The following is a 22,865-nucleotide window of genomic DNA, read 5'->3' as shown; positions in this document are numbered from 1 at the left end:
TCTATTTAGATAAAATAGAAAATACATTGTCATCATCTATTACAAAAAAAGTAATTGATTTGGATAAAAAAGAAGCGGATTTTAGTTTTGTACCTAAATTGAAAAGCTATGGAGAAATTAAACCATTCGGTTATGATGGAGGAACTTGTCCTATAGGCTCTGAAAAAGCAATGCCTAACTTAAGATTTACTTATGCAGAGATTGTTTCTGCAGTAGGATGGGGTATTGAAATAGCGGCAATTGCTGGATTTTTATATGCTAGTGGAGTAGGTGCGATAGATATAGCAATGTTAAATCAGATACATGATTGTTTAGATGCAGTACGTGATTTAGGTGGAATTTATTTATCAAAATCTGGGATAGTTCTTAATGGCGTTGGAGTATGTCAAAGAAAGTGTAGAGGAAATGACTGCTATACAGCTTATTATTTTAATGTGAGAAGTGTCTACACATTTTAAACATTTGAAAGGGATGTTATGAAAAAAGATAAAAGGCAGAAACTGAGTTTAAAAAATTATATATTTAGCTTTGGAGCAACTTCGTGGATTTTAACTACTCCATTATGTGTGGATATTGGACATGGAGATTTTAATAATCCTACGCCGATAAAGTTTGAAGTCGTAATCTTTTTTATATTGACAATCCTAGGGATTTTAGCAAATCTACATTCAATTTTTATAAATAGGGAGTTAAAGTGGACTCAGAAGGGATTTGCTTTTATGGTAATTTTATGGCAATTATGCACAATATTGCTAATGAAAGCAATTATTGAACAAAAGGGTTTGTTTTTATAGTAGTTTGTATTAGTAACTTAAATACTTAAAATTAAGAGAGTGCTGAAATTAGCACTCTTTTAAATATTTAATCTTAAATTAGTGAAATATTAATTGTAGTGTGTTAAATTGAATTATATAAGTAATGTAAAAGGGAGAAACTTATGAATAGATATATAATTATAACAATTTTTATATTGTTAATTTTTCTAGAAGGATATATTGCAAATAGTTCATTAGATTTACGAAGACGAATTTACACAAACAAAAAATCATTTTATAAATATTTAAAAGATGAAGGTAAAGATAGCATGTCTTCATTGGAAATTCCAATAGAAGAAGATATATACTTATTGGATTTGATGATAGAAAATAAAAAGAAAGATGCAATAAAATTTTTAATGGAAGAGCATAATCTATCTAAAAAAGATGCACTGGACTACATTTATAATTTATAAAAGTTACATAAGGGTTAAAGAAAAAGCAGTTAACGATTACAATTAACTGCTTTTAAGTGTTGTTATAAAGTTTATTTTAAAAATTTGCTTTTAAATATTCGACAATGTCATCAGATTCATACATGATTTTGCCGTCGATATCAAGGGCAGGCACTTGAGTCTTGCCGCCTTTTTCAGCAAGTTCTGCACGCAATCCATCTATTTCATCTACGTTTAAAAGTTCAATAGTTTCAATTTTATTTTCGTCCATATATCTTAAAACTTTTAAGCAGTAAGGACATGTTGGTTTATAATATAGTTTTAAATTTTTCATTTTATTATTTATTCTCCTTTTGTTTTAAGGTAGTTCATGATATCAAGAGATTCGTACATAATCTTATCGCCTAAATCAAGAGCAGGCACTTGTTTTTTGCCACCCTTTTCAATAAGGTCTTCTCTTGCTTGAACATTTTCGTCAATGTTCACTAGTTCAACACCTTCAATTTTATTATCTTCTATAAATTTTTCTACTCTTTTACAAAAAGGACATACTGTTCCGACAAATAATCTTAAATTTTCCATTTTATAAGTCACCTCTATAATTTATTTACCCTGAAAACTGCTTATTAAACAAATATGCTAAAGTGTGTCAAGATAACATAGTTATGATGATAGTTTAAAATATCGTGAGCACAATCAATTGATTTGTTGTAGTATATAAATAAACAATCTATGGAGGCGTGTTAATGGACGATAGATTAAAAATAATTGTGAGAAATACTATAATTCATATAGTGTTGTATCTTTTAGCTAAAATGTATTTTGAATATAATGGTATAGCGCTTCACGGAAATTTATTAGTTGCTATTTTGTCGAGAAGATTACTTATGCTATCGATATTTTTGGTTAGTTATTTAGAAATCAATTATAAAAAATAATTATGAGTTGAGATAAATTTTATAGTTTTAAAAATTTAAGAAAGCTCTAAATTTGCATATTTTAAACATAGTTAAGTCCAAAGTTTATATTTTTTGGTATAATGAATCAAGTAGAGGTGAGATCATGAATTTATTTAATGATTTTAGCGACAATGTTTCGGATTTAAAGGATAATTTACAAAGAATAGTCAGCAAAATTGAAAAGAACTCTAAACAAATCAAGGACCAAACTCAGCTTAAGGTTGAGTTGGTAAAAGAAGAGAGCAAGTTAAGCGCACAGTATAGAAAACTTGGAGAGTATGTGTTCAAATTAAAAAAAGAGAGCGCTACAGTGGACATTGATTTTGAAGAGAATACAATTGCTGAAATTGACAGGCTTTTAGCTCGAATAGAAGCTATTAAAAGCAAGTATGAATACGTAAAGTCATTTTCTAATTTTAAATCTGATGAAGTAAGAGATGAAAATAAATATATAGATGAATGAGAAGGAATAGTTTTGGAAAAAAAGTATATAGATTTGGGCACAAAGGTTGCTTATTTTGAAAGAGAGGGCGAAATTCCCTTGGTGCTTCTCCATGGATGGGGAGCGAATATAGAGTCTGTAGTGCCGATAATAAATGCGATAAGTCCTAAATATCATGTATATGCTTATGACTCAGCGGGCTTTGGAGATTCTGAAGAGCCGAGAGAAGTTTGGGGCACACATGATTATGAAGAACTTTTGGAACGTTTTTTGAGCAAGATGAATATAGAGAGGGCAACTTTTGTAGGGCACTCTTTTGGTGGAAAGACTCTTAGTATTTTTGCGGCAAAACATCCGGAAATGGTAGATAAATTAGTTTTGGTAGATGCCTCTGGGGTGATACCTAAGAGAAGTTTAAAGTATTATTTTAAGGTCTATTCTTTTAAGTTTTTGAGAAAAGTTTACACGACATTTTCAAGCGGAGATAAGGATGAAAGGCTTGAAAAGTTTTATAAAAAGTATGGCTCTGATGATTATCAATCTTCTCAAGGAATTATGAGAAAGACTTTTGTAAAAGTAGTAAACGAATCTACTGAAGAATATTTTGAAAAGATAAAAGCTCCGACACTTTTGGTTTGGGGAGAAACTGATGATGCAACTCCACTGTATATGGCAAAGGTGTTTGAACAAAAGATAAAAGATTCGGGATTGGTTGTATTAAATGGGGGACATTTTAGTTATATTGATGACTATGGAACATTTAGTGCAGTATTAAAATCATTTTTAGGATAGGAGAAATATGGATATTTTTGAGAATATGATGATAGGGACTATTATATATTTTGTAATAGGGATAGCAGTTTCTATTTTGAATTATAAGTCTATTACAAAGAGAAGTGAATTTCCAATTCACATGCTTCAACTTGAAGGTTATGAAACGGAAGAATATACAAAGTGGATTGCTGAAAATAAATCAAAAATGAACAAGTTTGTATATGAAAAAGCAATAGAAGTAAAATCTCCACTTGTGTGGACTGATAGGGCTAAGAGACTTTTAAAAAGACATCAGGCGACAAACATTATATTTATAAGTGCTTTATTAATTGTTGGCTTTGTGGGATTTTTATTTAACCCAGCGTTAGGTTTTGCATTTTTAATTTTGAGCAATATAGTTTTATACTACTACCAATACAAGGTGCTTGAAATTTCAAACAATAGACAAGTTCCTGTTGAAGAAAAAATCAATATGGGATTTTATACTAACGCCCAAGGTAAGATAAGAGAGTTGAAAAAAGACGGATTGAAAGTTTTGGGGATAACAGGTTCTTTTGGGAAGACATCTGTAAAATTTATTTCTGATACAGTTCTTTCAGAAGGACTTAGAGTTAAGAACACTCCATCATCTTACAATACACCAATGGGACTTTCAAAAGTAATCAACAATGATTTGGATAAGAGCTATGAAGTGTTTATTGCTGAACTTGGAGCGAAGAAAAAGGGAGAAATTGACGAGGTAGCTAAACTTGTACAACCTGATATAGGTATAATAACAGCAATCGGACCAACTCATATGCACCTTTTTAAGACAATAGAAAATATACAAAATACAAAGTATGAGTTAATTGAAAACTTACCTGAAGATGGCGTGGCAATTTTTAATTATGACAATGACTATGTAAAGCCATTATCAGATAAGACTAAGATAAGAACTATTAACTATGGAATTAAAGATATTGAAAAATTAGATGTGTATGCAAAAGATATAACAGTTGATGAAAATGGTTCAAAGTTCACTCTTGGAGTAAAAGACATTGGAGAGATACCTTGTGAGAGTAAATTGTTAGGCGTACACAATATATCAAACTTACTTGCGTCAGCTTGTGCGGGATATGTTCTTGGACTTAGTTTAGAGCAGATAAGCGCAGGTATTAAAAAGGTTGAACCGGTTGAGCACAGATTGAACATAGTTGATAGCGGAACTGGCGTAATAGTAATAGATGATGCTTTTAATTCTAATCCTGTAGGATTTAGAGCAGCACTTGATGTATTAAATGAGTTTAAGAGTGGTAGAAAAATAATAATAACTCCGGGAATGGTTGAGCTTGGAGATATTGAAGAAGAGGAAAATGAAAAAGTTGCGTCTGAGATTGCAAAAGTTTGTGACTATGCGATTTTAGTCGGACCTAATAGAACTAAGCCTATTCAAAGAGGGCTTGAAGCGTCTGGATTTGCAAAGGAAAATACATTTGTAGTTGAGTCTTTGACAAAGGCTACTGAAGTTCTTGGAAGTATTACTAAACCGGGAGATATTGTATTATTTGAAAATGATTTACCAGATAATTATAGTGAAAGCTGATTAGGAGGAAAAAATGGAAAATATAGTAGTAGTTTTTGGTGGCAGATCTGTTGAACATGAGGTTTCAGTTATCACAGGTATGCAAGTTGTAGAAAATATGGATAAAAAATATAATGCAGTGCCTCTTTATGTTACAAAAGGAGGAAAATTTTTATGCGGAGATAGTTTAAAGAATTTTAAAACTTTCAAGCAAGGAGATTTCAGCGAAACTTTTGAAGTATTTTTTAAACCTCAAGACCAATATTTATATAGAGAAGTAACTCAAAAGAGTGGTTTATTTGGAAAAGAGAGCACAACTCTTGAGAAATATATAAAAGTTGACTGTGTATTTCCAGCACTACACGGAACTTATGGAGAAGATGGTTGTTTCCAAGGTATGTTAGAGACAACAGGAGTTCCATACGTTGGATGTGGGGTTATGAGTGCGGCTGTTGGTATGGACAAGGTAATAATGAAAAAGGTATTTGAATCTGAAGGAATACCTATGACCCCATATTTCTATTTCTACAGAGAGGATTTTGAGAATCAAGACGAGATAATCAATAAAGCTGAGGAAATAGGGTATAATTTATTTGTAAAGCCAGCCAACTTAGGTTCTTCAATTGGAATTTCTAAAGTTAAGAATAGAGAAGAGCTAATTGAAGCGATAAAGGTGGCTGCGTCATACGATAGAAAAATAATAATAGAAAAAGCTGTAGATAATCCGAGAGAGATAAATGCAGCAGTTCTTGGATACCAAAATGATTTACAAGTTTCTGAACTTGAAGAACCTATTGGTTGGAAGGACTTTTTAAAATTTGATGAAAAGTATATCTCAGGTTCAAAGGGCGGTTCTAAGATGGATGGCATGGCAAATCAATCTAAGAATTTACCGGCGAATGTCACAGAGGACATAAAAAATCAAATTCAAAATTATGCAAAGGTTGCTTTTAGAGCAATAGACGGAATGGGAGTGGCTAGAATAGATTTCTTGCTTGATGGCGAAAAAGTATATGTAAATGAAATCAACACACTTCCAGGTTCAATTTCTTTCTATTTATTTGAAGTAAGTGGAATTAGCTTCACTGAAGAAATAAATAAATTAATTGAATTGGCATATAAGAGGTTTAATCAAAAATCTAAAAACATAACCTCTTATGATTCAGATCTTCTAAAGAAGACGACATATGGAGCTAAGTTATAATGATAATTGACAAAGTGTACGACAAGTTAAAAGACTCAAGTCCAATGACAAAGGACAAAATATACAAAGTATTTGAAATAGGTAAACAAGAGAAATCTGCATTTGACAAAGTTTTAAAAACATTGGAAAAAGATGGAAGAATTTTTTTTGACGGACAAAAATACATTCCTATAGATGGACAAAAATATAGACGTGGTAAAATCCAAGGAAATGAAAGAGGTTTTGGATTTTTACTTCAAGCTGATGAAGATGTATTTATATCTCAAAAAAACTTATCTTCTGCATTAAATGGAGATGAAGTATTAGTTAAGGTGTTAGATGGTTCAACAGGACATTCTCTTGAAGGAAAAGTAATACAAATAATTGATAGAGGGAATAAAACTGTTGTCGGAACTTTTCAAAAGAAAGAAACATTTGGGTTTGTGGTTCCGGATGATGATAAGATAGCTTTTGATATATATATAGCTAAAAAAGACATTGGCGGAGCAAAAGACAATCAAAAAGTAGTAGTTAAGATAAAAAAATGGCCTGAAGAAGGTAAGAAACCTGAGGGAATGATAGTAGAAATTTTAGGTTACAAGGGCGAAAAAGGTGTGGACATAATGAGCATAGCTCGAGATATGAACATACCTACTGAGTTCTCAAAAGCTGTTAAATCAGCTGCAAGAGAAATTCCTCAAAAGGTTACAGAAAAGGACTTTGCCGGAAGAAAAGACCTTAGAGAGCTTACAACTTTTACAATTGACGGAGCAGATTCAAAAGATTTTGACGATGCAATTTCAATTGAAGAAGTAGACGGCAATTTAAGACTTTGGGTTCACATAGCTGATGTAAGTCACTATGTCAAAGAATCTGATGAAATAGATAAAGAAGCATACAAGAGAGGGAATTCTTACTACTTAGTAGATAAGGTAATTCCAATGCTTCCGGAAGAGCTTTCAAATGGAATTTGCTCATTAAACGAAAATGTAGACAGATTGGCGTTTTCTGTTTATATGGATTTTGATAAGAATGCAAAATTAGTTGGACATAAGATAATGAACACAGTCATAAATTCAAATAGAAGACTTGTTTATACAAATGTGAGTGACTTTTTAGAAAATGGGACTGTTCACGAATCTGTAAAAGGTTTAGAAGAAGATTTAACTAAGATGAATGAGTTAGCTTTAAAACTTAGACATAAGAGAATGGACAGAGGCTCAATAGATTTTGATTTTCCAGAGGCATACATTGATGTAGATGATAATGGAAAAACAGTAGATGTAAGAAGAAGAGAGAGAAGAACAGCTGATAAATTGATCGAAGAGTTTATGTTGATTACCAATGAGGTAGTGGCTGAAGAATACTTCTGGATGGAAATACCTTTCTTATATCGTATACATGAAAAGCCTGATGCTGAGAGAGTAGAAAATCTTAATAAGGTTTTGAGACACTTAGGCTTGAAATTAAATACTCAAAATATGGAATCTAAAGATTTTCAAAAGTTGATAGAGAGTGTTAAGGGAAAAGATGAAGAGCTTTTCGTTTCAACAATAGCACTTAGAAGTCTTATGAAAGCAAGATATTCTGAAATAAATGATATACATTTTGGACTTGCAGCAAAATATTATTCTCACTTCACTTCTCCGATAAGACGTTATTCTGACCTTACTATTCACAGAATTATGAAAGATTTAATAAAAGGTAAATTGACAGAAGGTAGATTGAGATATTTAGAAGTGATGTTGCCGGAAATCGCAGACCACGTATCAGCTATGGAAAGACTTGCTCAAGATGCGGAAAGAACTGTTGAGTCTGTGAAGTTTGCGGAGTATATGGAAGATAGAATAGGCGAAGAATATCCAGCGATAATAACTTCAATAACAAGCTTTGGTATGTTTGCTCAACTTGAAAATACAATTGAAGGTTTAATTTCCTACCAAGACTTAGATGATTATTTTGAATATGATGCAGATAATTTCAAGGCTATAGGAAGAGATACTGGAAAAGTATATGACATAGGCGACAAAGTGAGAGTAAAAGTTGTTGGAGCTAACACACTTAAGGGAACAGTAGATTTTGTAATAACAGAAGATATTCAAGATATAAATATAAATCTTTCTAAAGAAGATAGGAGCGAGGAAGATGAGCGATAATACAATTGCCAGTAACAGAAAGGCAAGGCATGACTATTTTATTCAAGATACTCTTGAAGTTGGAATAGTGCTTGTTGGAACTGAAGTTAAGTCTTTAAGGCAAGGCAAAGCTAATCTAAAAGATTCCTATGCGTCAATCTCAGGCGGAGAAGTTTTTGTAGAGGGAATGCACATTTCCCCATACGAACAGGGAAATATTTTTAATGTAGACCCTATGAGAAAGAGAAAGCTTTTATTAAATAGGAACGAGATTAGAAAGTTAGAAAGAGAACTTACAATAAAGGGAAATACTCTAGTTCCATTGAAGTTATATTTGAAAAATGGAAGAGTTAAGATGGAATTGGCAGTGGCAAAAGGTAAGAAACTATACGATAAAAGAGACACCTTAGCTAAAAAAGATGCCGATAGAAAAATTCAACAAGCGCTTAAAGAAAGATATTAAAGAAAGTGGATGGCTTAGTCGTCCATTTTTTTGTTGAAAATTTTTCTGAAAACGTATACTTTATAAGTCAATAATGATAATATATAGTTATAAAAACAAAGGAGGAGTTTTATGAAAAATAGTAAAAAAGTGTTATTATCACTTATTATGTCTGTTTTATTATTGACATCAAGTTTCCAAACCGTTTTTGCTGCGGCTACTCAACCTACAGATGTTGAAAAACTTCAAAAAGTTGAATTGCTTGATAAAGAAAATACAGAAGAAAAATTAAAAAGTGATTTAACAAGAGCAGAAGGACTTACAATGGTCTTAAAAGCTTTGGGATATTCTCAAAAGGTAGCAGAAAGTGAAAAAAATGTAAAATTAAATCCTTTTACAGATGTTCCAGAATGGTTTAAAGGCTATGCAGGACTAGGTTTTGATTTAAATCTAACTAAGGGTAAATCAGAAAAATCTTATGACCCTAATTCAAATTTAAGTAAACAAGAATTTATCGCATTTATTTTAAGAGGGTTATCTTACGATTCAAACAAAGCATATAAAGATGCTGACAAGATTTCAAAAGAAATTGGATTATTGTCAAAAGATGATGATATCAATTCAAAAATAACAAAACAAGAAGCTGCTAAATATATAATGGGAGCTTTAAATCAAAAAATGAATGACAACACAGGATACACTTTAGGAGAATACTTAGTAAAAACTAATGTAATTTCTGAAGAAAAAGCTAAAGAAATTGGCGTTGTATTCGGAGCTGTTGAAAAAGACGGAATCCATATTCTATACTTCAATGACTTCCACGGAAATATCAGTGAAGAAGTTACAGGTAAGAAGAGAAATATTGGTATGGCTAAAATGGTAGGTTATGTTAACGAATTTAAAGAAAAACATCCTAATACAATTGTATTAGCTGGTGGAGATAACTACCAAGGAACTAGCGACTCAAATTTAACTATGGGTAAACCAGTTACTGCAATGATGAAAGGTATGGGAATAGTTGCATCAGCAGTTGGAAACCACGAATTTGATTGGGGAGCTGACAAGATAGGTAATTGGGGTAAAGAAGGTAACTTCACTTATCTTGCTTCAAACATCTATGATAAGAAAACTAATAAGCCAGTTGATTGGGCAAAACCATATATGATTATAGAAAAAAATAATTTAAAAATTGGTGTAATAGGACTTGCTCACCCTGAAACAGCTACATTAACTAAAGCAGAGTATGTTGCCGGTTATGAATTTAGAGATCCGGTTAAATCCGCTCAAGAATGGGTTGACTATTTAAAAGCCGGAAAAGCTAAAGAAGGTACACCTGATATAATCATAGCACTAACTCATTTAGATTCAGATCAAAAATCTGACACAAAAGAAATTACAGGTAATGCAGCAAAATTAGCTAACGAAGTTAAGGGGCTTAACTGTGTGCTTTCAGCTCACTCTCATAGAACAGTTAGCGGTAAAGTAAATGATGTTTCTATACTACAAGCTTATTGCTATGGCAGAGCGATCGGACAAGTTGACATTAAAGTTGATGATCAAAAGAAAGTAAGCATCGATACTCAAGTATTAGAAGGAAATAGAATTAAGAGCAACATTATAAAAGATAATGCTACTGAAAAATTCTATACAGAACTACAAGAAGAATTAAAACCTATCAAAGGCGAACTTCTTGGAGAAGCTACTGCTGAATTCACACACGATAGAAAGACAAAAGGATCAAACACACTTTTAGGATACTGGGCATGTGAAGTTATGGCAGAAAAAGGAAAAGCTCAAATCGCTATCCAAAATGGCGGTGGACTTAGAAGAACTATGGAAAAAGGTCAAATAACAATGGGAGATTTATATGAAATCATGCCATTTGACAACTATTTAGTTGTTATGGACCTTAAGGGAGCAGACTTAATAAAAGCTATTGACCACGGAATTGATATGCCGAAGACAACAGACGGAGCATTCAGCGGTTTAGTTGTAGAATATGACCCTGCAAAACCATATGGGGAAAAGATTACAAAGATAACATTGACTGATGGAACTCCTATTGAAATGGAAAAAACTTATAGAGTAGTTACAAACGACTTTATGTTTACAGGTGGAGATGGATATGACTTTAGCAAGGCAACTAATGTTGATGAAACTTATGTACCAATAAGAGATGCATTAGTTGAAAAAATTAAAGAATCTAAGAAAATAACTCCAAAGCCAATAGACTATATAAAAGCAGTAACTCAAACTGCTGAAACAAAAAAAGCAGCTTAAATGAGAATTTAAAGCTTAAATTTTTAATGAAGAAAGGCCCAGTGATTGGGCTTTTCTCTTTTTAAGTGAGGAGTATATGAAAAAACTTATTTTAATTTTAATGATTTTAATGATTTATCCCAACATGGTAACAGCTGAAAAAGTATCTGCAGATTCTGAAATGAGAAAGTATTATGAAGACAAAATAAATGAAACTGATTATTTGATATTAAAGGCAAGAGTTGAAGAAATAGAATATGATGATACAAAAGAGGAAAGAGATATTCCGCTCGAAGCAGATATAAGATACCAACACTTGAAAGTAAAGTTTTTAAATGGAAAATACAAGGGTGAAGAGCTGACCATAAAACATACCATAGAAAAAATAATGCCGGGTAATTACATATTTAAAGTTGGCGATAAATTACTATTGAGAGTTACAGAAGAAGACTCGGTCATAGACACAGTGAAGATACAAGAAAAAGTAAGAGACAAACAGGTCTTTATGATAGTTGGGTTATTTATAATACTGTTGTGTGTATTTGGAGGAATAAGTGGAGTTAAGACACTTCTTTCATTAATATTTACATTGAGTATGATATTTGCAGTATACATCCCATTGATTTTAAGAGGTTATCCACCTTTGTTGACATCAATAATAATTTCAATAGTTGCAATAATAGGAACATTATTTATAATTGCGGGCAAGAGTAGCAAGACTACTATTTCAATAATAGGTACGTCGATAGGAGTTATATGTGCTGGAATACTTGCTGTAATATTTGGGAAATATGCAGCACTTACTGGACTTGCCGAAGACAGCGCAATAAGTCTTGCTTATATACCACAGTATAGAAATATGAACTATGAAGGAATTTTATTTGGAACAATTTTAATTGGGGCGATTGGAGCGATAATGGATGTTGCAATTTCAATAGCGTCTGCTCTGTATGAACTTAAGTCTATAAATAACGAAATCAGTAAAAATGAAATGATTAAATCAGGAATGAACATTGGAAAAGATATGTTGGGTTCAATGTCAAATACTTTGATCTTGGCATATGTAGGAAGTACACTTCACTTAATAATACTTTTTATTGTATATAGAATAAGGATGACAGAGATAATAAATTTGGACTCAATTGCCACAGAAATTATAAGGGCAATGGCAGGTAGCATAGGTTTGTTACTCACAATCCCTGTTACGGTGATCATAGGAGCAAATTATTATTGCAGAAAAAAATAGACAAGTTTAATGGCTTGTCTATTTTATATTTAAAGAGAGATAGTTTTTATAAATTTGTTCTTCTAAATCTGAAGGACTTATTTTTTTGATATTAGAAATATATTTAAGAATGTTTTTAATATAATCACTTTCGGCATAAATTCCATTTACCCATTCAATAGAAGTTGGACCGTCGGTTTCAGTAAGTATTCTGTTTATCGGCAAAATATTTATAATTGCATCAGTTTTTTTTGAATAGCCGGCATCAGGGCCAATTGTAAAATAAGCGCCAATAGATAAATACTCATCAATTAAAGATAAATCTCCACTGTACCAATGAATGATTGGAGTTTTTAAATTATATTGTTTCAAAAAATTTAGAACTTCTCTTTCAGCGCCTTTAGTGTGAATATTCACAACCTTTTTATTTCCATCGGCAAGAGATAAAAATTCATTAAATATAATTTTTTGTTTTGAATACATTTCACTTCTCTTATCCCAATAAAAATCTAAACCAATTTCTCCGATGAAATCACAATTTTTAATCTCTTCGATTAGAAGTAATAGATTGGTATTTTCATCTACTTTCCAAGGATGAATTCCAAGTCCAATTTTTATAAGGGGATTTTTTGAATGTTTATTTTTTAGTTCTAAATATTCTTCAAAGGTCATAGAATTTACAAGTGTAATTATTTTATTTTTTTCAATTGTATTTAAACCACTTTCTAAATCTTTATAGAAATTAAAATGGTCGTGGGCATTTATGAGCATAATTTTTCTCCTAAAACTAAGTTCTACAAATAATTATAATATAAATTTCATGTTGTGCTATAATAAAAAAGTAAATTAAATAGATTCACTAGGGGAGCGAAAGCTGAGAATTGTAAAATGACCCTTGGAACCTGATAGATAATTCTAGCGTAGGGAAGTGTTAAATACTTGGACTTTAGATTATCTAAAGTCTTTTTTATTTGGAGGGATAAAATGAATTGTGCACTTGCACTTCAAACTCTGCCAAGAGTTGAAAGTGATGAAGAAGTAGTCAGAATAGTTGATGAAGTAATAGCTTATATAGATTCGACAGGACTTGAATACTATGTAGGACCTTTTGAGACAACAGTAGAAGGTGACTTAGAGCAGATAATGGAAATTATAAAGTTTAGTCAGTTGAAAGCTATTGAAGCGGGAGCTCCATCTGTGAGTTCGTATATTAAGCTTGTGTATAGCCCTGAAAAACATATTTTGACAACAGATGAAAAAATATCTAAGTACCATAAATAAGGTTTTGCCGGCGCTCGGAATTTTAAGTATTTTATTATTGTGGCAAGTTTTATCTATGTTGGAGATTGTTCCGGCATATATGTTACCTGGCCCAACAGATGTACTAAAAGCATTTGTGTTAGATTTACCATTGCTTGTAGAACATGCGAGAGTAACTTTGATAGAGGCATTTTTAGGACTATCAATTGGAGTTGTCCTGGGATTTATTGTGGCACTAATAATGGAAAATTTTAAATTTCTATACAAGGCAATTTATCCAATTTTGATAGTTACTCAGACAATTCCAACTGTAGCAATTGCACCGCTATTGGTTTTGTGGTTTGGATATGAAATGCAAGCTAAGATAGTTTTGATAGTGCTGGTTACATTTTTCCCAGTGACGATTGGAGTTTTAGATGGCTTTAAATCTGTTGACCCAGATGTGATAAGGCTTTTTAAATCAATGGGAGCAACAAAGTTACAGACATTGTGGATGGCAAAGTTACCTCATGTAAGATCATATTTCTTTGCAGGGCTTAGAATTTCAGCGGCATATTCTATAGTTGGTGCTGTAATTTCAGAATGGCTTGGAGGATATAACGGGCTTGGGGTGTATATGACAAGAGTTAGAAAGTCATATGCTTTTGACAAGATGTTTGCAGTAATATTTTTAATTTCAATTTTGAGCATATTATTAATTCAGTTAGTTGATTTAATTCAACATTTGAGTATGCCATGGCTTAAGACAAAAAAAGGAGAGTAAGATGAAAAAAATTGTAAGTTTAATGTTGATAATGATGTTGGTTTTAGTCGGATGTGGCAAAAAACAACAAGGAGATTTAAAAAAATTGACATTTGTTTTGGACTATACACCAAACACAAATCACACTGGAATATATGTAGCCAAAGAGCTTGGATATCTTGCAGAAGAAGGAATCGAACTTGATATAGTTCAACCACCAGCTGACGGAGCCCCAGTGCTTGTTGCCTCTGGGAAAGCTCAATTAGGGGTTGATTACCAAGATACAATAGCTGCTGCATATGCACAAGACGAGCCACTTCCTGTAACTAATGTTGCAGCTTTAGTACAACACAATACATCAGGGATTGTATCGCTAAAGGGAAATGGAATGGACAGACCTAAGGGTATGGAAGGCAAAAAATATGCGACTTGGGGAATGGATGTTGAACAAGCCATGATAAAGAATGTAGTTGAAAAAGATGGCGGAGATTTTTCAAAAGTTAAGTTAGTGCCATTAAACTACTCAGATATATTTACAGGACTTGGAAATGATATAGATGCAGTTTGGATTTTCTATGGATGGGATGGAATTGCAGCTAAGGTAAAGAATGTTGATGTAGATTATTTTGCATTTAAGGATATAAATCCTGTGTTTGATTACTACACACCAACAATAATTGCAAACAATGAATTTTTAAAAGAAGACCCTGAAACAGTTAAGGCATTTTTAAGAGCAATTAAAAAGGGATATGAATATTCAATTGAAAATCCTAAGGAAGCTGCTGAAATTTTATTAAAGGACAATCCTGAACTTGATAAAGACATGGTAATTGCAAGTCAAGAGTATTTAAAAGATGAATACATTTCAGATGCAAAGAAGTGGGGATATTTTGACTCAGCACGTTGGAATAATTTCTATGCTTGGTTATTTGAAAATGGCTTGATAGAAAAAGAAATACCGGCAGATTTTGGATATAGCAATGAATATTTACCAGACTGATATGAATATACTACAAGTAAAAAATGTAGAAAAAGCCTACAAAGATAAAAAGATAATTGAAAATATATCTATAAGTTTAAGAAAGGGAGAGATAATCTCCCTTTTAGGTCTTAGTGGAGTTGGAAAGACCACTCTTTTTAATATAATTTCGGGAGTTGAAAGTCCTGATAAGGGGAGAGTTTTTCTAAAAGAAGAAGATATTACTTCAAAACCAGGGCATATAAGTTATATGCTACAGAAAGATTTGCTTATAGAACAAAAGACAATTTTGGAAAATATAATTTTACCGTTGAGAATAAAAGGGATTAAAAAGAAAGTCGCGATAGATAAGGCAAAAGAATATTTGGAAATGTTTGGTCTACTGGGATATGAAAATTCTTATCCAAATTCTCTATCAGGGGGGATGAGACAGAGAGCGGCGTTTTTAAGAACTTATTTTGCGTCTGACGAAATGGTTTTGCTTGATGAGCCTTTTAGTGCACTTGATGCGATAACGAAAAAAGAAATGCACAAATGGTACAAGAATATCAGTAAAAATTTAAATCTGTCTACAATTTTTATAACTCATGATATCGATGAAGCATTGGAACTTTCAGATAGGGTCTATCTAATGATTGGCTCTCCTGGAAAAATTGAGAATGAGATAATAGTTGAAAAGACAGAAGGAGATTTCACTCTCACAGAAAAATTTCTAGAGTACAAAAAAGAAATTTTAAAATTGTTGGGAATTTAAAATTTAATAGACAATTTAATTGTTAGCATTAAAATAAGGAGAGCTTTAAGCTCTCTTCAGGTTGTAGACAAACCCAGGAATTTTCCTTGGGTTTGTTTGCATTTTAATAGCTTTAATAATTTATTAAAAATATTCGTAAAAATATGCCTTATTAGATCCTTATTCGGGTCTAATCTACACATTAAGGTTGCTAACTTTTTCATATTTAGGCATGCAAAGGTAAGTGCTGCTTTCATTTCCATTTTTCCTTTACCAATCATATTGGTGTATCGAAATCCATGGAATTCTTTAGCACTTCCAAATATTCTTTCGATTGTTTCTTTTCTTCGACTGTAGTCTTCTTTTCCTTGATTTGTATATCTGTATTCTTCTGATATATCAAGATAGTTTTGCCAGATGTGTCTAGTGATTACTTTTTGATGGTTTTTACTTTGAGTACACATACTTAGATTTGGACAGTTTTTACATACTTTTTTATCACTTTTATATTGTCTATATCCTTGTCTATCTGTTGTTTTATAGTCTAGGACTTGATTTTCTGGGCATAGGTAGCAATCATAGTATGCATCATAGACATAATCTTTTTTGTAATAGGGCTTTTCTGTTTTGACTTTTCTTTTTGGGGCGGTGTAGGGTAATACGGGTAGCGTGGAATCATCAATGAGTTTTTTTGCTATGGCTGGTGTCTTATATCCTGCATCCATGACTATTTTTTCTGCATGATATTGTTTTAATTTTTCTTCATAAAAGGGGATAAAGCTTGTGCTGTCATGAAGATTGCCTGGAAATATTTTGTAGGCTAAGACCCAGCCGTTTTTATCACAGGAGGTTTGTACATTGTAGGCGAATACTTATTTGTGTTCTCCTTTATGGAAAAGTCCACTTTCTGGATCTGTTGTGGACGTGGTGATTTTTCTTGTTTCTTGGCTTTTACTTTTTTCTTTTAAGGGTTTTTTACCATGTTCTTTTCTGTCTTCATCGATTTCTTTTTCTAGGTCTTCTTGATAGGCTTTTGCTTGGACTTTTATTTCTTCTCTTTTATTTTTATGTCTATTTGCATGGGCTTTTACGTGGGTTGCATCGACAAATTGTATTTTGCTATCTACAAAGCCTTTGTCCATTGCTTGACCTAATATATTTGCAAAGATTTCTTCAAAAATCTTTGTATCTTTAAACCGTCTTCTGTAGTTTTGACTAAAGGTGGTAAAGTGTGGAATCTTATCATAAAAATCAAAGCCTAGAAACCATCGATAGGCAATGTTTACTTCAATCTCTTTTATTGTTTGGCGCATACTTTTTATGTTGAACAAGTATTGAATGAATATGATTTTAAAAAGCACGAGTGGGTCTATGCTTGGTCTTCCATTATCTAAGCAGTATTTATCTTCAACTAAATCATAGATAAAGTCAAAGTCTATGTATTTATCTATTTTTCTAAGTATATGGTCTTTAGGGATTAATTCTTCGACTGAGATCATCTGAACTTGATCTGTTTTTCGTTTGTTATTTTTGGACAGCATGTTTCCACCTACTTTCTTGGTAGTTTTATACCCTTATTAGCCCATGTTTAGCCATTTATGCATGAAAAAAGGTAGATGTTTTTCGCTTTGCACCTACCTTTGTCATCAGTCTGAGGAGAGCTTTAAGCTCTCCTCTTATATTTTTCTCAATAAACTTTGTATCAATTCATCTTCAAGTGGATTTTTATTTTTATCAACTTCTCCGGCTCTATTAAATATTTGAGTATCTAAGTCAGGCGTATAAGCCTTACCGTTTTTCTCAGCTTCAAGAGCATTGACAACTTCGTGTGTTTTTACAGCAAGTTTAGTTTGAATATCTACAATTTTTTTAGCATGGGCACTATTTCCTTCTAAAATTCCGGTACGATATTCTTTTAAAATTTCACTTGTTAAGTCTGAAACTTCTAAGATTAATTTGTGACTTGTTGTATTTTCTGCCGGTACAGTCATATTTCTTATCTTATCCAAAGTTGTTTGGATGTCATTTCTCAAGACTTCAAATTTACTTTCAATTTCAGCTCGAGAATATTTTTCTTCTCCGGCAAAGAAATATTTTTTAAGTTCTTCATTTTTAGAATTTAATTCTTTTAATAAGCCATTAATTTCAGAAAAGTATGGAGATTGATTTTGTGTCTGTAAAATTACAGTGTAGGAAGTAGCATCCCAATCAACTTTTAGTCCCATGTGTTCTGCTACAAATCTCAATGGGACAAAAGTCCTATCTCTTTTTATCACTGGAGCAACATCCATCTTTAAATCTTTCCCATTTACTTTAATATCTTTAGAGTCAATTTTAAGTTCGATAGCTTTGTTTTTATCTAAGATATTTACAACTCTTGTCTCGTCATTCCACTTAACTTCGTAGCCAAGTTGTTCGGATATAAATCTTATTGGCACAAGGGTTCTGTCGTTTTCAATATATGCAGAAACATCGCTCTTTATTTCTTTTCCGTCTAGGGTGATTTTAATGTCTTTTGCAAATACCGGAGTTGCAATTAAAAGTGCAAGACAAAATATCAAAAATCTTTTCATTCTATAAACTCCTTAATTTATTTAGTAGGTTTAGTTTCTTTCGTAGTTTTTGAACCGTCTTTAGTTGCCGTAGTTTCTTTTGTGGTCTTTGAATTTTCATCAGTAGCTTTTAAAGATTCTCTATCAGTAGTTTTAACATCTTTAGTAGATTTAGAAGATGGTTTTTCTAATTTAGAATCATTTGATGACTTAGTGGAATCTTTAGTAGTGGATTTTTTAGAGTCTTTTGCAGTGGTGTTGTCAACAATGCCAGGACTTGATTTCACGCCAAATTCTTTATCTAAGAATTTAAGTCTGCTATCGTCAGAACCACTTAGCTCAATAAATGCTGAATCTTCAGAAACAGGAGCTATTTTTCCATCTTTTCCATCTACATAGAATAAAATATATTCACGATTTTCTTTAAGACCTTTTGGAATATCCAAGACTATGTTTGAAAGGTCTCCTCTGTAATCTTCAATGAAATTTACATCAGTAGAAGAACCTGCTGCAGTTATACGAATACGAGAAATGTAATCTGAATTTTTAATAAGTGAAACTATGTCAGTATCTTTAATGTCATTATTTTTAGCAGAATTCTTTTCATCAGCTGTATCTTTCTTTTTATCAGCATCTGTATCTTCTGCCTGAGTAACCTTTTTCTCGTCAGTATTTTGATTTGTCAACACTTCAACGGTATTTCCCTTTTTAGTGCTTGTCTTATCATCAGCCGGTTTCTTATTACATGCGCTTAGCATTAAACTAAGTAATAGAGTAGTTATTATTAATTTTTTCATGTAATCCTCCTTTTGTTACATTATACCACGAGTTTCTCAACAAGTAACGTCTGTATAGTAACTGAATTGTGAGGAATATGGTATAATAAAAAAGGTGATGCTATGCAAAGTAAAATTGAAGAAGTATTAATAAGATTGATGAGTGCCGGATATGAAGCATATATGGTTGGCGGTTCTGTCAGGGATATATTACTCGGCAAAACTCCTCATGATTATGATGTTGCAACAAGTGCCTTGCCGGAAGAAATAATAAAAGTATTTAAAGAATATAAGACTTTGGCTTTGGGCAAGAGATATGGGACTATCACTGTGATAATTGAAGATGAGCACTTTGAAATTACAACGTTTAGAACTGAACTGGGGCATACTGATTCAAGGCATCCTGATGAAGTTATTTTTACAGACGATGTCAGAGAAGATTTAAAGCGAAGAGATTTTACCATAAATGCTATGGCAATGTATGAAGGTAAAATTTTAGATTTGCATGGTGGAAGAAAAGATTTAGAAGATAAAATCATAAGAACAGTTGGCGATCCTGAAGAGAGATTTAGAGAAGATGCACTTAGGATGATTAGAGCAATAAGGTTTGCGACTGTTCTAAATTTTGAAATAGAAGAGAAAACTCTAAACTCAATTATAGACAATGCATATCTTTTGAGAAGCGTTGCAAATGAGAGATTAAAAATTGAAATTGATAAGATATTGCTTTCTGAAAGACCTTCGATAGGGCTTGAACTCTTGGCCAAGACTGATGCTTTAAAATATATAATTCCTGAACTACACGATTGTATAGGATTTGAACAGAGGACTAAATATCATGACAAAACTGTGTTTGACCATATAAAGTGTGTTGTAGACAGTACAGAAAAAAACTTGAAACAGAGAGTTTCAGGGTTGTTACACGATATAGCTAAACCAAAAACTTTTTCTGTTGATGAAAATGGTCAAGGTCATTTTTATGGGCATGATGAAATTGGAGCAAAAATGTCTGGAGAGATTTTAAGAAAATTTGGTTATTCAAAAGCCTTTATAGGAAGAGTTCAAATTTTAATTTCTGAGCATATGAAGGTACATGAAGAAATATCAGATAAGGCATTGAGAAGGCAGTTAAGAAGAGTGGGTTCGGACAATATTTTAGATTTATACAGCTTAATGATTGCGGATAGAATGTGTACAACTGAGGGTAGAGATATAGATTTTTTACTTAAGATAAGGGAGAGAGCAAAAGGACTCTTAAAAGAAGATATTGCAAAAGAAAAGTTTTTATGCTTAAATGGCAATGATATAAAGGCACTTGGGTATAGAGAAGGAAAAGAAATAGGAAATATACTTAGATATCTTGAAGAAATTGTCTTGGATAAGCCTGAGCTTAACAAAAAAGACTATCTTATAGAAATTTTAAAAAATAGAGGTTAACATGGGTAAATTATTTGGAACTGACGGAATAAGAGGGGTAGCAAATCTTGAACTTACGCCTCAACTTGCATACAAAGTGGGAAGAGCAGCGGGATATGTACTTTCAAAAGATAAAAAAGGAAAAGTTGTAGTAGGTCAAGATACAAGACTTTCAGGAGAACTTTTAAAAGCAGCTCTTGTGAGTGGACTTATGTCAATAGGACTTGATGTAGAAGTTGCAGGAGTAATACCCACTCCGGGGATAGCTTATTTGACAAGAACAGGAGAATATCTGGCCGGAGTAGTTATTTCAGCCTCTCACAATCCTTTCGAACACAACGGAATAAAATTTTTCTCATCAGATGGATATAAATTACCTGATAAGGTTGAAGAACAAATAGAAGAATTGATATTTGACGATACAAAAATATATAAAAATGCTACTCATGAAGATGTTGGAACAATGACTTATAGTGAAGACTTGCTTAAAAAATATGAAGAATATTTAATTGAAATTTCAAATGTGGATCTAACCGGAATGAAGGTTGCCATAGACATTGGAAATGGAGCTCTATATAAAATTGCACAAAATGTTTTAGAAGAGATTGGGGCAGAAGTTGTGGCAGTAAATGACAAGCCAAATGGAATGAACATAAACGACAACTGTGGTTCGACAAATCCTGAACTAATAAGAAATTTAGTTCTTGAAACGAGAGCTGATATGGGAATGAGTTTCGATGGAGATGCAGACAGAATAATAGCAGTTGATGAAAAAGGTAACTTAATTGATGGAGACCATATACTTGCAATCTGTGCAACTTATCTAAAAGAAAATGACAGATTGAAAAACAATACTGTTGTTGGAACAATTATGTCGAATATAGGACTTAAGAAATATTTGGATACAATCGGTGTAAATCTTGTTCAAACTAAAGTGGGAGATAGATATATCTTAGAAAAAATGATATCAAAAGACTATGTAATAGGTGCTGAACAATCAGGGCACGTTGTATTTTTAGAATATAACACCACAGGAGATGGACTTGCCACAGGACTTCATTTATTAGAAGTAGCAAAGAAAACCGGAAAAGAGTTGAGTGAATTAAATAATTTAATGACGTCATATCCTCAAGTTCTAGTAAATGCAAAAGTTAGAAACGATTTAAAAAATAATTATATGAGTTTTCCGGGAGTTAAAGACGAAATAGAAAAAATAGAAAATGAATTTGGCGGAAATGGTAGAGTTGTAATTAGACCGTCAGGAACAGAACCTTTGATTAGAGTTATGATTGAAGGCGAAGATAAAGAATTGATGGAAGCAAAAGCAAGAGAACTTGCTAACTTTATAGAACTTAAATTAAATTAGGAGGAGAAATGGATTATAGAATAATAGCAGACACGTCTTGCGATATAAGTGAAGAATTAGAAAAAAAATTAAGAGTTTTGTTAGTCTCATTTAAGATAGATATAGAAGATGTTGAATATGTAGATGACGAAAATTTAAATTTAAATGAGTTTAAAGAGGCTATGAAACAGACAAAAAACCCTATAAGAACTTCATGCCCATCGCCATATGACTATCTAGAAAAGTTAAATCAATGCGAAGAAGATAAAATTTTAATTGTGACAATATCTGAAATATTATCGGGATCAAACAATGCTGCCGTGATAGCAAGAGAAGAGTTTTTAAAAGAACATCCTGAAAAACAAGTTTATATTATAAATTCAAAATCAGCAAGTGCAGGACAATTATCTTTATTATTAAAGATTGATGAAATAATGAAAGAAGAGCTTAGATTTGATGAACAAGTAGAGAAAATAGAAAAAGCTGTAGAAGACAATCATACATTTTTCATATTAGAAAACCTAGATAATTTAATTAAAAATGGAAGAATTAAAAAAACTACCGGATTAATTGCAACAGCATTAAATATAAGACCTATTATGAAGGCTACCAGAGAAGGGGAAATTACTATTCACGAAATAAATAGAGGATTTAAAAAATCTCTACTCAAGCTAGCTAAAGAAATAGGGAATATAGCAGAAAATTTAGAAGAGAGAATTTTGGTAATATCTCATGCTGATGGTTTAGAAAAAGCACAATTGCTAGCGGAAAAAGCAAAAGAACTCTATAAATTTAAAGACATATTAATAGTACACACTAAAGGGCTTGCTACAGGATATGCAGATATAGGAGGAATTGTTGTAGGATTTTAA

24 protein-coding genes, 1 pseudogene and 1 riboswitch are annotated in these 22,865 nt (G+C 32.1%); of the genes and pseudogenes, 19 read left to right on the top strand and 6 right to left on the bottom strand.

What is annotated here, in order from left to right; genetic code table 11:
- Nucleotides 1-59: 59 nt before the first annotated feature.
- From DYE58_RS04065 to DYE58_RS04055, 3 genes are all read left to right on the top strand, one after another.
- Nucleotides 60-458, top strand: coding sequence for a hypothetical protein (locus DYE58_RS04065; protein WP_147285874.1), 399 nt, complete (start codon nucleotides 60-62; stop codon nucleotides 456-458).
- An 18-nt stretch (nucleotides 459-476) separates the two neighbouring features.
- A complete protein-coding gene (locus tag DYE58_RS04060; RefSeq protein ID WP_004820604.1) occupies nucleotides 477-794 on the top strand; it encodes a hypothetical protein in 318 nt (105 codons plus the stop codon).
- Nucleotides 795-937: 143 nt separating this feature from the next.
- A complete protein-coding gene (locus DYE58_RS04055) occupies nucleotides 938-1,231 on the top strand; it encodes a hypothetical protein (protein WP_115312043.1) in 294 nt (97 codons plus the stop codon).
- A 76-nt stretch (nucleotides 1,232-1,307) separates the two neighbouring features.
- Here DYE58_RS04055 and DYE58_RS04050 read toward each other — a convergent pair whose 3' ends face one another.
- Nucleotides 1,308-1,544 (bottom strand): glutaredoxin family protein, encoded by a 237-nt coding sequence (locus DYE58_RS04050; protein ID WP_004820607.1) that lies wholly within the window; start codon nucleotides 1,542-1,544, stop codon nucleotides 1,308-1,310.
- A gap of 8 nt (nucleotides 1,545-1,552) precedes the next feature.
- Nucleotides 1,553-1,792 carry a glutaredoxin family protein gene (locus DYE58_RS04045; RefSeq protein WP_004820608.1) on the bottom strand — a complete coding sequence of 80 codons (240 nt, stop codon included), beginning with the start codon at nucleotides 1,790-1,792 and terminating at the stop codon, nucleotides 1,553-1,555.
- Nucleotides 1,793-1,956: 164 nt separating this feature from the next.
- Between DYE58_RS04045 and DYE58_RS04040 the strand changes: the two genes are divergently transcribed.
- From DYE58_RS04040 to DYE58_RS04000, 9 genes are all read left to right on the top strand, one after another.
- On the top strand, nucleotides 1,957-2,148 hold the full coding sequence (locus DYE58_RS04040; protein ID WP_004820611.1) for a hypothetical protein: 192 nt from the start codon (nucleotides 1,957-1,959) through the stop codon (nucleotides 2,146-2,148).
- Between the two features lie 124 nt (nucleotides 2,149-2,272).
- Entirely contained in the window at nucleotides 2,273-2,632 is a 360-nt protein-coding gene (locus tag DYE58_RS04035) for a coiled-coil domain-containing protein (RefSeq protein ID WP_004820612.1), read from the top strand.
- 12 nt (nucleotides 2,633-2,644) lie between these two features.
- The gene (locus tag DYE58_RS04030) at nucleotides 2,645-3,403 is read left to right on the top strand and encodes an alpha/beta fold hydrolase (RefSeq protein ID WP_004820615.1); all 759 of its coding nucleotides are present in this window, start codon (nucleotides 2,645-2,647) and stop codon (nucleotides 3,401-3,403) included.
- A 7-nt stretch (nucleotides 3,404-3,410) separates the two neighbouring features.
- A complete protein-coding gene (locus DYE58_RS04025; protein ID WP_004820616.1) occupies nucleotides 3,411-4,967 on the top strand; it encodes a UDP-N-acetylmuramoyl-tripeptide--D-alanyl-D-alanine ligase in 1,557 nt (518 codons plus the stop codon).
- A gap of 13 nt (nucleotides 4,968-4,980) precedes the next feature.
- On the top strand, nucleotides 4,981-6,150 hold the full coding sequence (locus DYE58_RS04020) for a D-alanine--D-alanine ligase family protein (protein ID WP_004820619.1): 1,170 nt from the start codon (nucleotides 4,981-4,983) through the stop codon (nucleotides 6,148-6,150).
- A complete protein-coding gene (gene rnr / locus DYE58_RS04015; protein WP_004820621.1) occupies nucleotides 6,150-8,285 on the top strand; it encodes a ribonuclease R in 2,136 nt (711 codons plus the stop codon). Before DYE58_RS04020 ends, rnr begins: the two co-directional genes overlap by 1 nt.
- Nucleotides 8,275-8,727, top strand: a complete 453-nt coding sequence (smpB, locus tag DYE58_RS04010) for an SsrA-binding protein SmpB (protein ID WP_004820623.1) — start codon at nucleotides 8,275-8,277, stop codon at nucleotides 8,725-8,727. Before rnr ends, smpB begins: the two co-directional genes overlap by 11 nt.
- Nucleotides 8,728-8,838: 111 nt before the next feature.
- The gene (locus DYE58_RS04005) at nucleotides 8,839-10,986 is read left to right on the top strand and encodes a bifunctional metallophosphatase/5'-nucleotidase (RefSeq protein ID WP_245946048.1); all 2,148 of its coding nucleotides are present in this window, start codon (nucleotides 8,839-8,841) and stop codon (nucleotides 10,984-10,986) included.
- 76 nt (nucleotides 10,987-11,062) lie between these two features.
- Nucleotides 11,063-12,211 carry a YibE/F family protein gene (locus tag DYE58_RS04000; RefSeq protein WP_004820630.1) on the top strand — a complete coding sequence of 383 codons (1,149 nt, stop codon included), beginning with the start codon at nucleotides 11,063-11,065 and terminating at the stop codon, nucleotides 12,209-12,211.
- 18 nt (nucleotides 12,212-12,229) lie between these two features.
- Here the strand turns inward: DYE58_RS04000 and DYE58_RS03995 are convergent, their stop codons facing one another.
- On the bottom strand, nucleotides 12,230-12,961 hold the full coding sequence (locus DYE58_RS03995; RefSeq protein WP_115312042.1) for a TatD family hydrolase: 732 nt from the start codon (nucleotides 12,959-12,961) through the stop codon (nucleotides 12,230-12,232).
- 80 nt (nucleotides 12,962-13,041) lie between these two features.
- A riboswitch (TPP riboswitch) is annotated at nucleotides 13,042-13,134 on the top strand.
- A gap of 40 nt (nucleotides 13,135-13,174) precedes the next feature.
- On the opposite strand from DYE58_RS03995, the gene DYE58_RS03990 reads away from it, so the two are divergent.
- The 4 genes from DYE58_RS03990 to DYE58_RS03975 are packed head-to-tail and all read left to right on the top strand — an operon-like array spanning nucleotide 13,175 to nucleotide 15,925.
- Nucleotides 13,175-13,471: a thiamine-binding protein gene (locus DYE58_RS03990; protein ID WP_004820634.1), complete on the top strand. Its 297-nt coding sequence runs from the start codon at nucleotides 13,175-13,177 to the stop codon at nucleotides 13,469-13,471.
- Nucleotides 13,443-14,213: an ABC transporter permease gene (locus DYE58_RS03985; protein ID WP_004820635.1), complete on the top strand. Its 771-nt coding sequence runs from the start codon at nucleotides 13,443-13,445 to the stop codon at nucleotides 14,211-14,213. Before DYE58_RS03990 ends, DYE58_RS03985 begins: the two co-directional genes overlap by 29 nt.
- Before the next feature lies 1 nt (nucleotide 14,214).
- Nucleotides 14,215-15,192, top strand: coding sequence for an ABC transporter substrate-binding protein (locus DYE58_RS03980; protein WP_004820637.1), 978 nt, complete (start codon nucleotides 14,215-14,217; stop codon nucleotides 15,190-15,192).
- Nucleotides 15,173-15,925, top strand: coding sequence for an ABC transporter ATP-binding protein (locus tag DYE58_RS03975; protein ID WP_004820640.1), 753 nt, complete (start codon nucleotides 15,173-15,175; stop codon nucleotides 15,923-15,925). Before DYE58_RS03980 ends, DYE58_RS03975 begins: the two co-directional genes overlap by 20 nt.
- 56 nt (nucleotides 15,926-15,981) lie before the next feature.
- Here the strand turns inward: DYE58_RS03975 and DYE58_RS03970 are convergent.
- The 3 genes and pseudogenes from DYE58_RS03970 to DYE58_RS03960 form a co-directional block, all read right to left on the bottom strand.
- Nucleotides 15,982-17,445 (bottom strand): annotated as a pseudogene (locus DYE58_RS03970) (IS1182 family transposase).
- Nucleotides 17,446-17,580: 135 nt separating this feature from the next.
- A complete protein-coding gene (locus tag DYE58_RS03965; protein ID WP_004820645.1) occupies nucleotides 17,581-18,477 on the bottom strand; it encodes a copper amine oxidase N-terminal domain-containing protein in 897 nt (298 codons plus the stop codon).
- A gap of 17 nt (nucleotides 18,478-18,494) precedes the next feature.
- Nucleotides 18,495-19,253, bottom strand: coding sequence for a hypothetical protein (locus tag DYE58_RS03960; RefSeq protein WP_004820647.1), 759 nt, complete (start codon nucleotides 19,251-19,253; stop codon nucleotides 18,495-18,497).
- A 102-nt stretch (nucleotides 19,254-19,355) separates the two neighbouring features.
- On the opposite strand from DYE58_RS03960, the gene DYE58_RS03955 reads away from it, so the two are divergent.
- Genes DYE58_RS03955 through DYE58_RS03945 form a run of 3 tightly spaced genes read left to right on the top strand, consistent with a single transcriptional unit; the run spans nucleotide 19,356 to nucleotide 22,865 of the window.
- On the top strand, nucleotides 19,356-20,669 hold the full coding sequence (locus DYE58_RS03955) for a CCA tRNA nucleotidyltransferase (protein ID WP_004820649.1): 1,314 nt from the start codon (nucleotides 19,356-19,358) through the stop codon (nucleotides 20,667-20,669).
- 1 nt (nucleotide 20,670) lies between these two features.
- Nucleotides 20,671-22,014 carry a phosphoglucosamine mutase gene (gene glmM, locus DYE58_RS03950; protein ID WP_004820652.1) on the top strand — a complete coding sequence of 448 codons (1,344 nt, stop codon included), beginning with the start codon at nucleotides 20,671-20,673 and terminating at the stop codon, nucleotides 22,012-22,014.
- Between the two features lie 8 nt (nucleotides 22,015-22,022).
- On the top strand, nucleotides 22,023-22,865 hold the full coding sequence (locus DYE58_RS03945; protein WP_004820654.1) for a DegV family protein: 843 nt from the start codon (nucleotides 22,023-22,025) through the stop codon (nucleotides 22,863-22,865).

Source organism: Peptoniphilus indolicus, assembly GCF_900454665.1.
In the GTDB taxonomy this organism is placed as follows: domain Bacteria; phylum Bacillota; class Clostridia; order Tissierellales; family Peptoniphilaceae; genus Peptoniphilus; species Peptoniphilus indolicus.
Note: the sequence above shows the minus strand (reverse complement) of the source record. Positions and strands in the feature narration are given on the sequence as shown.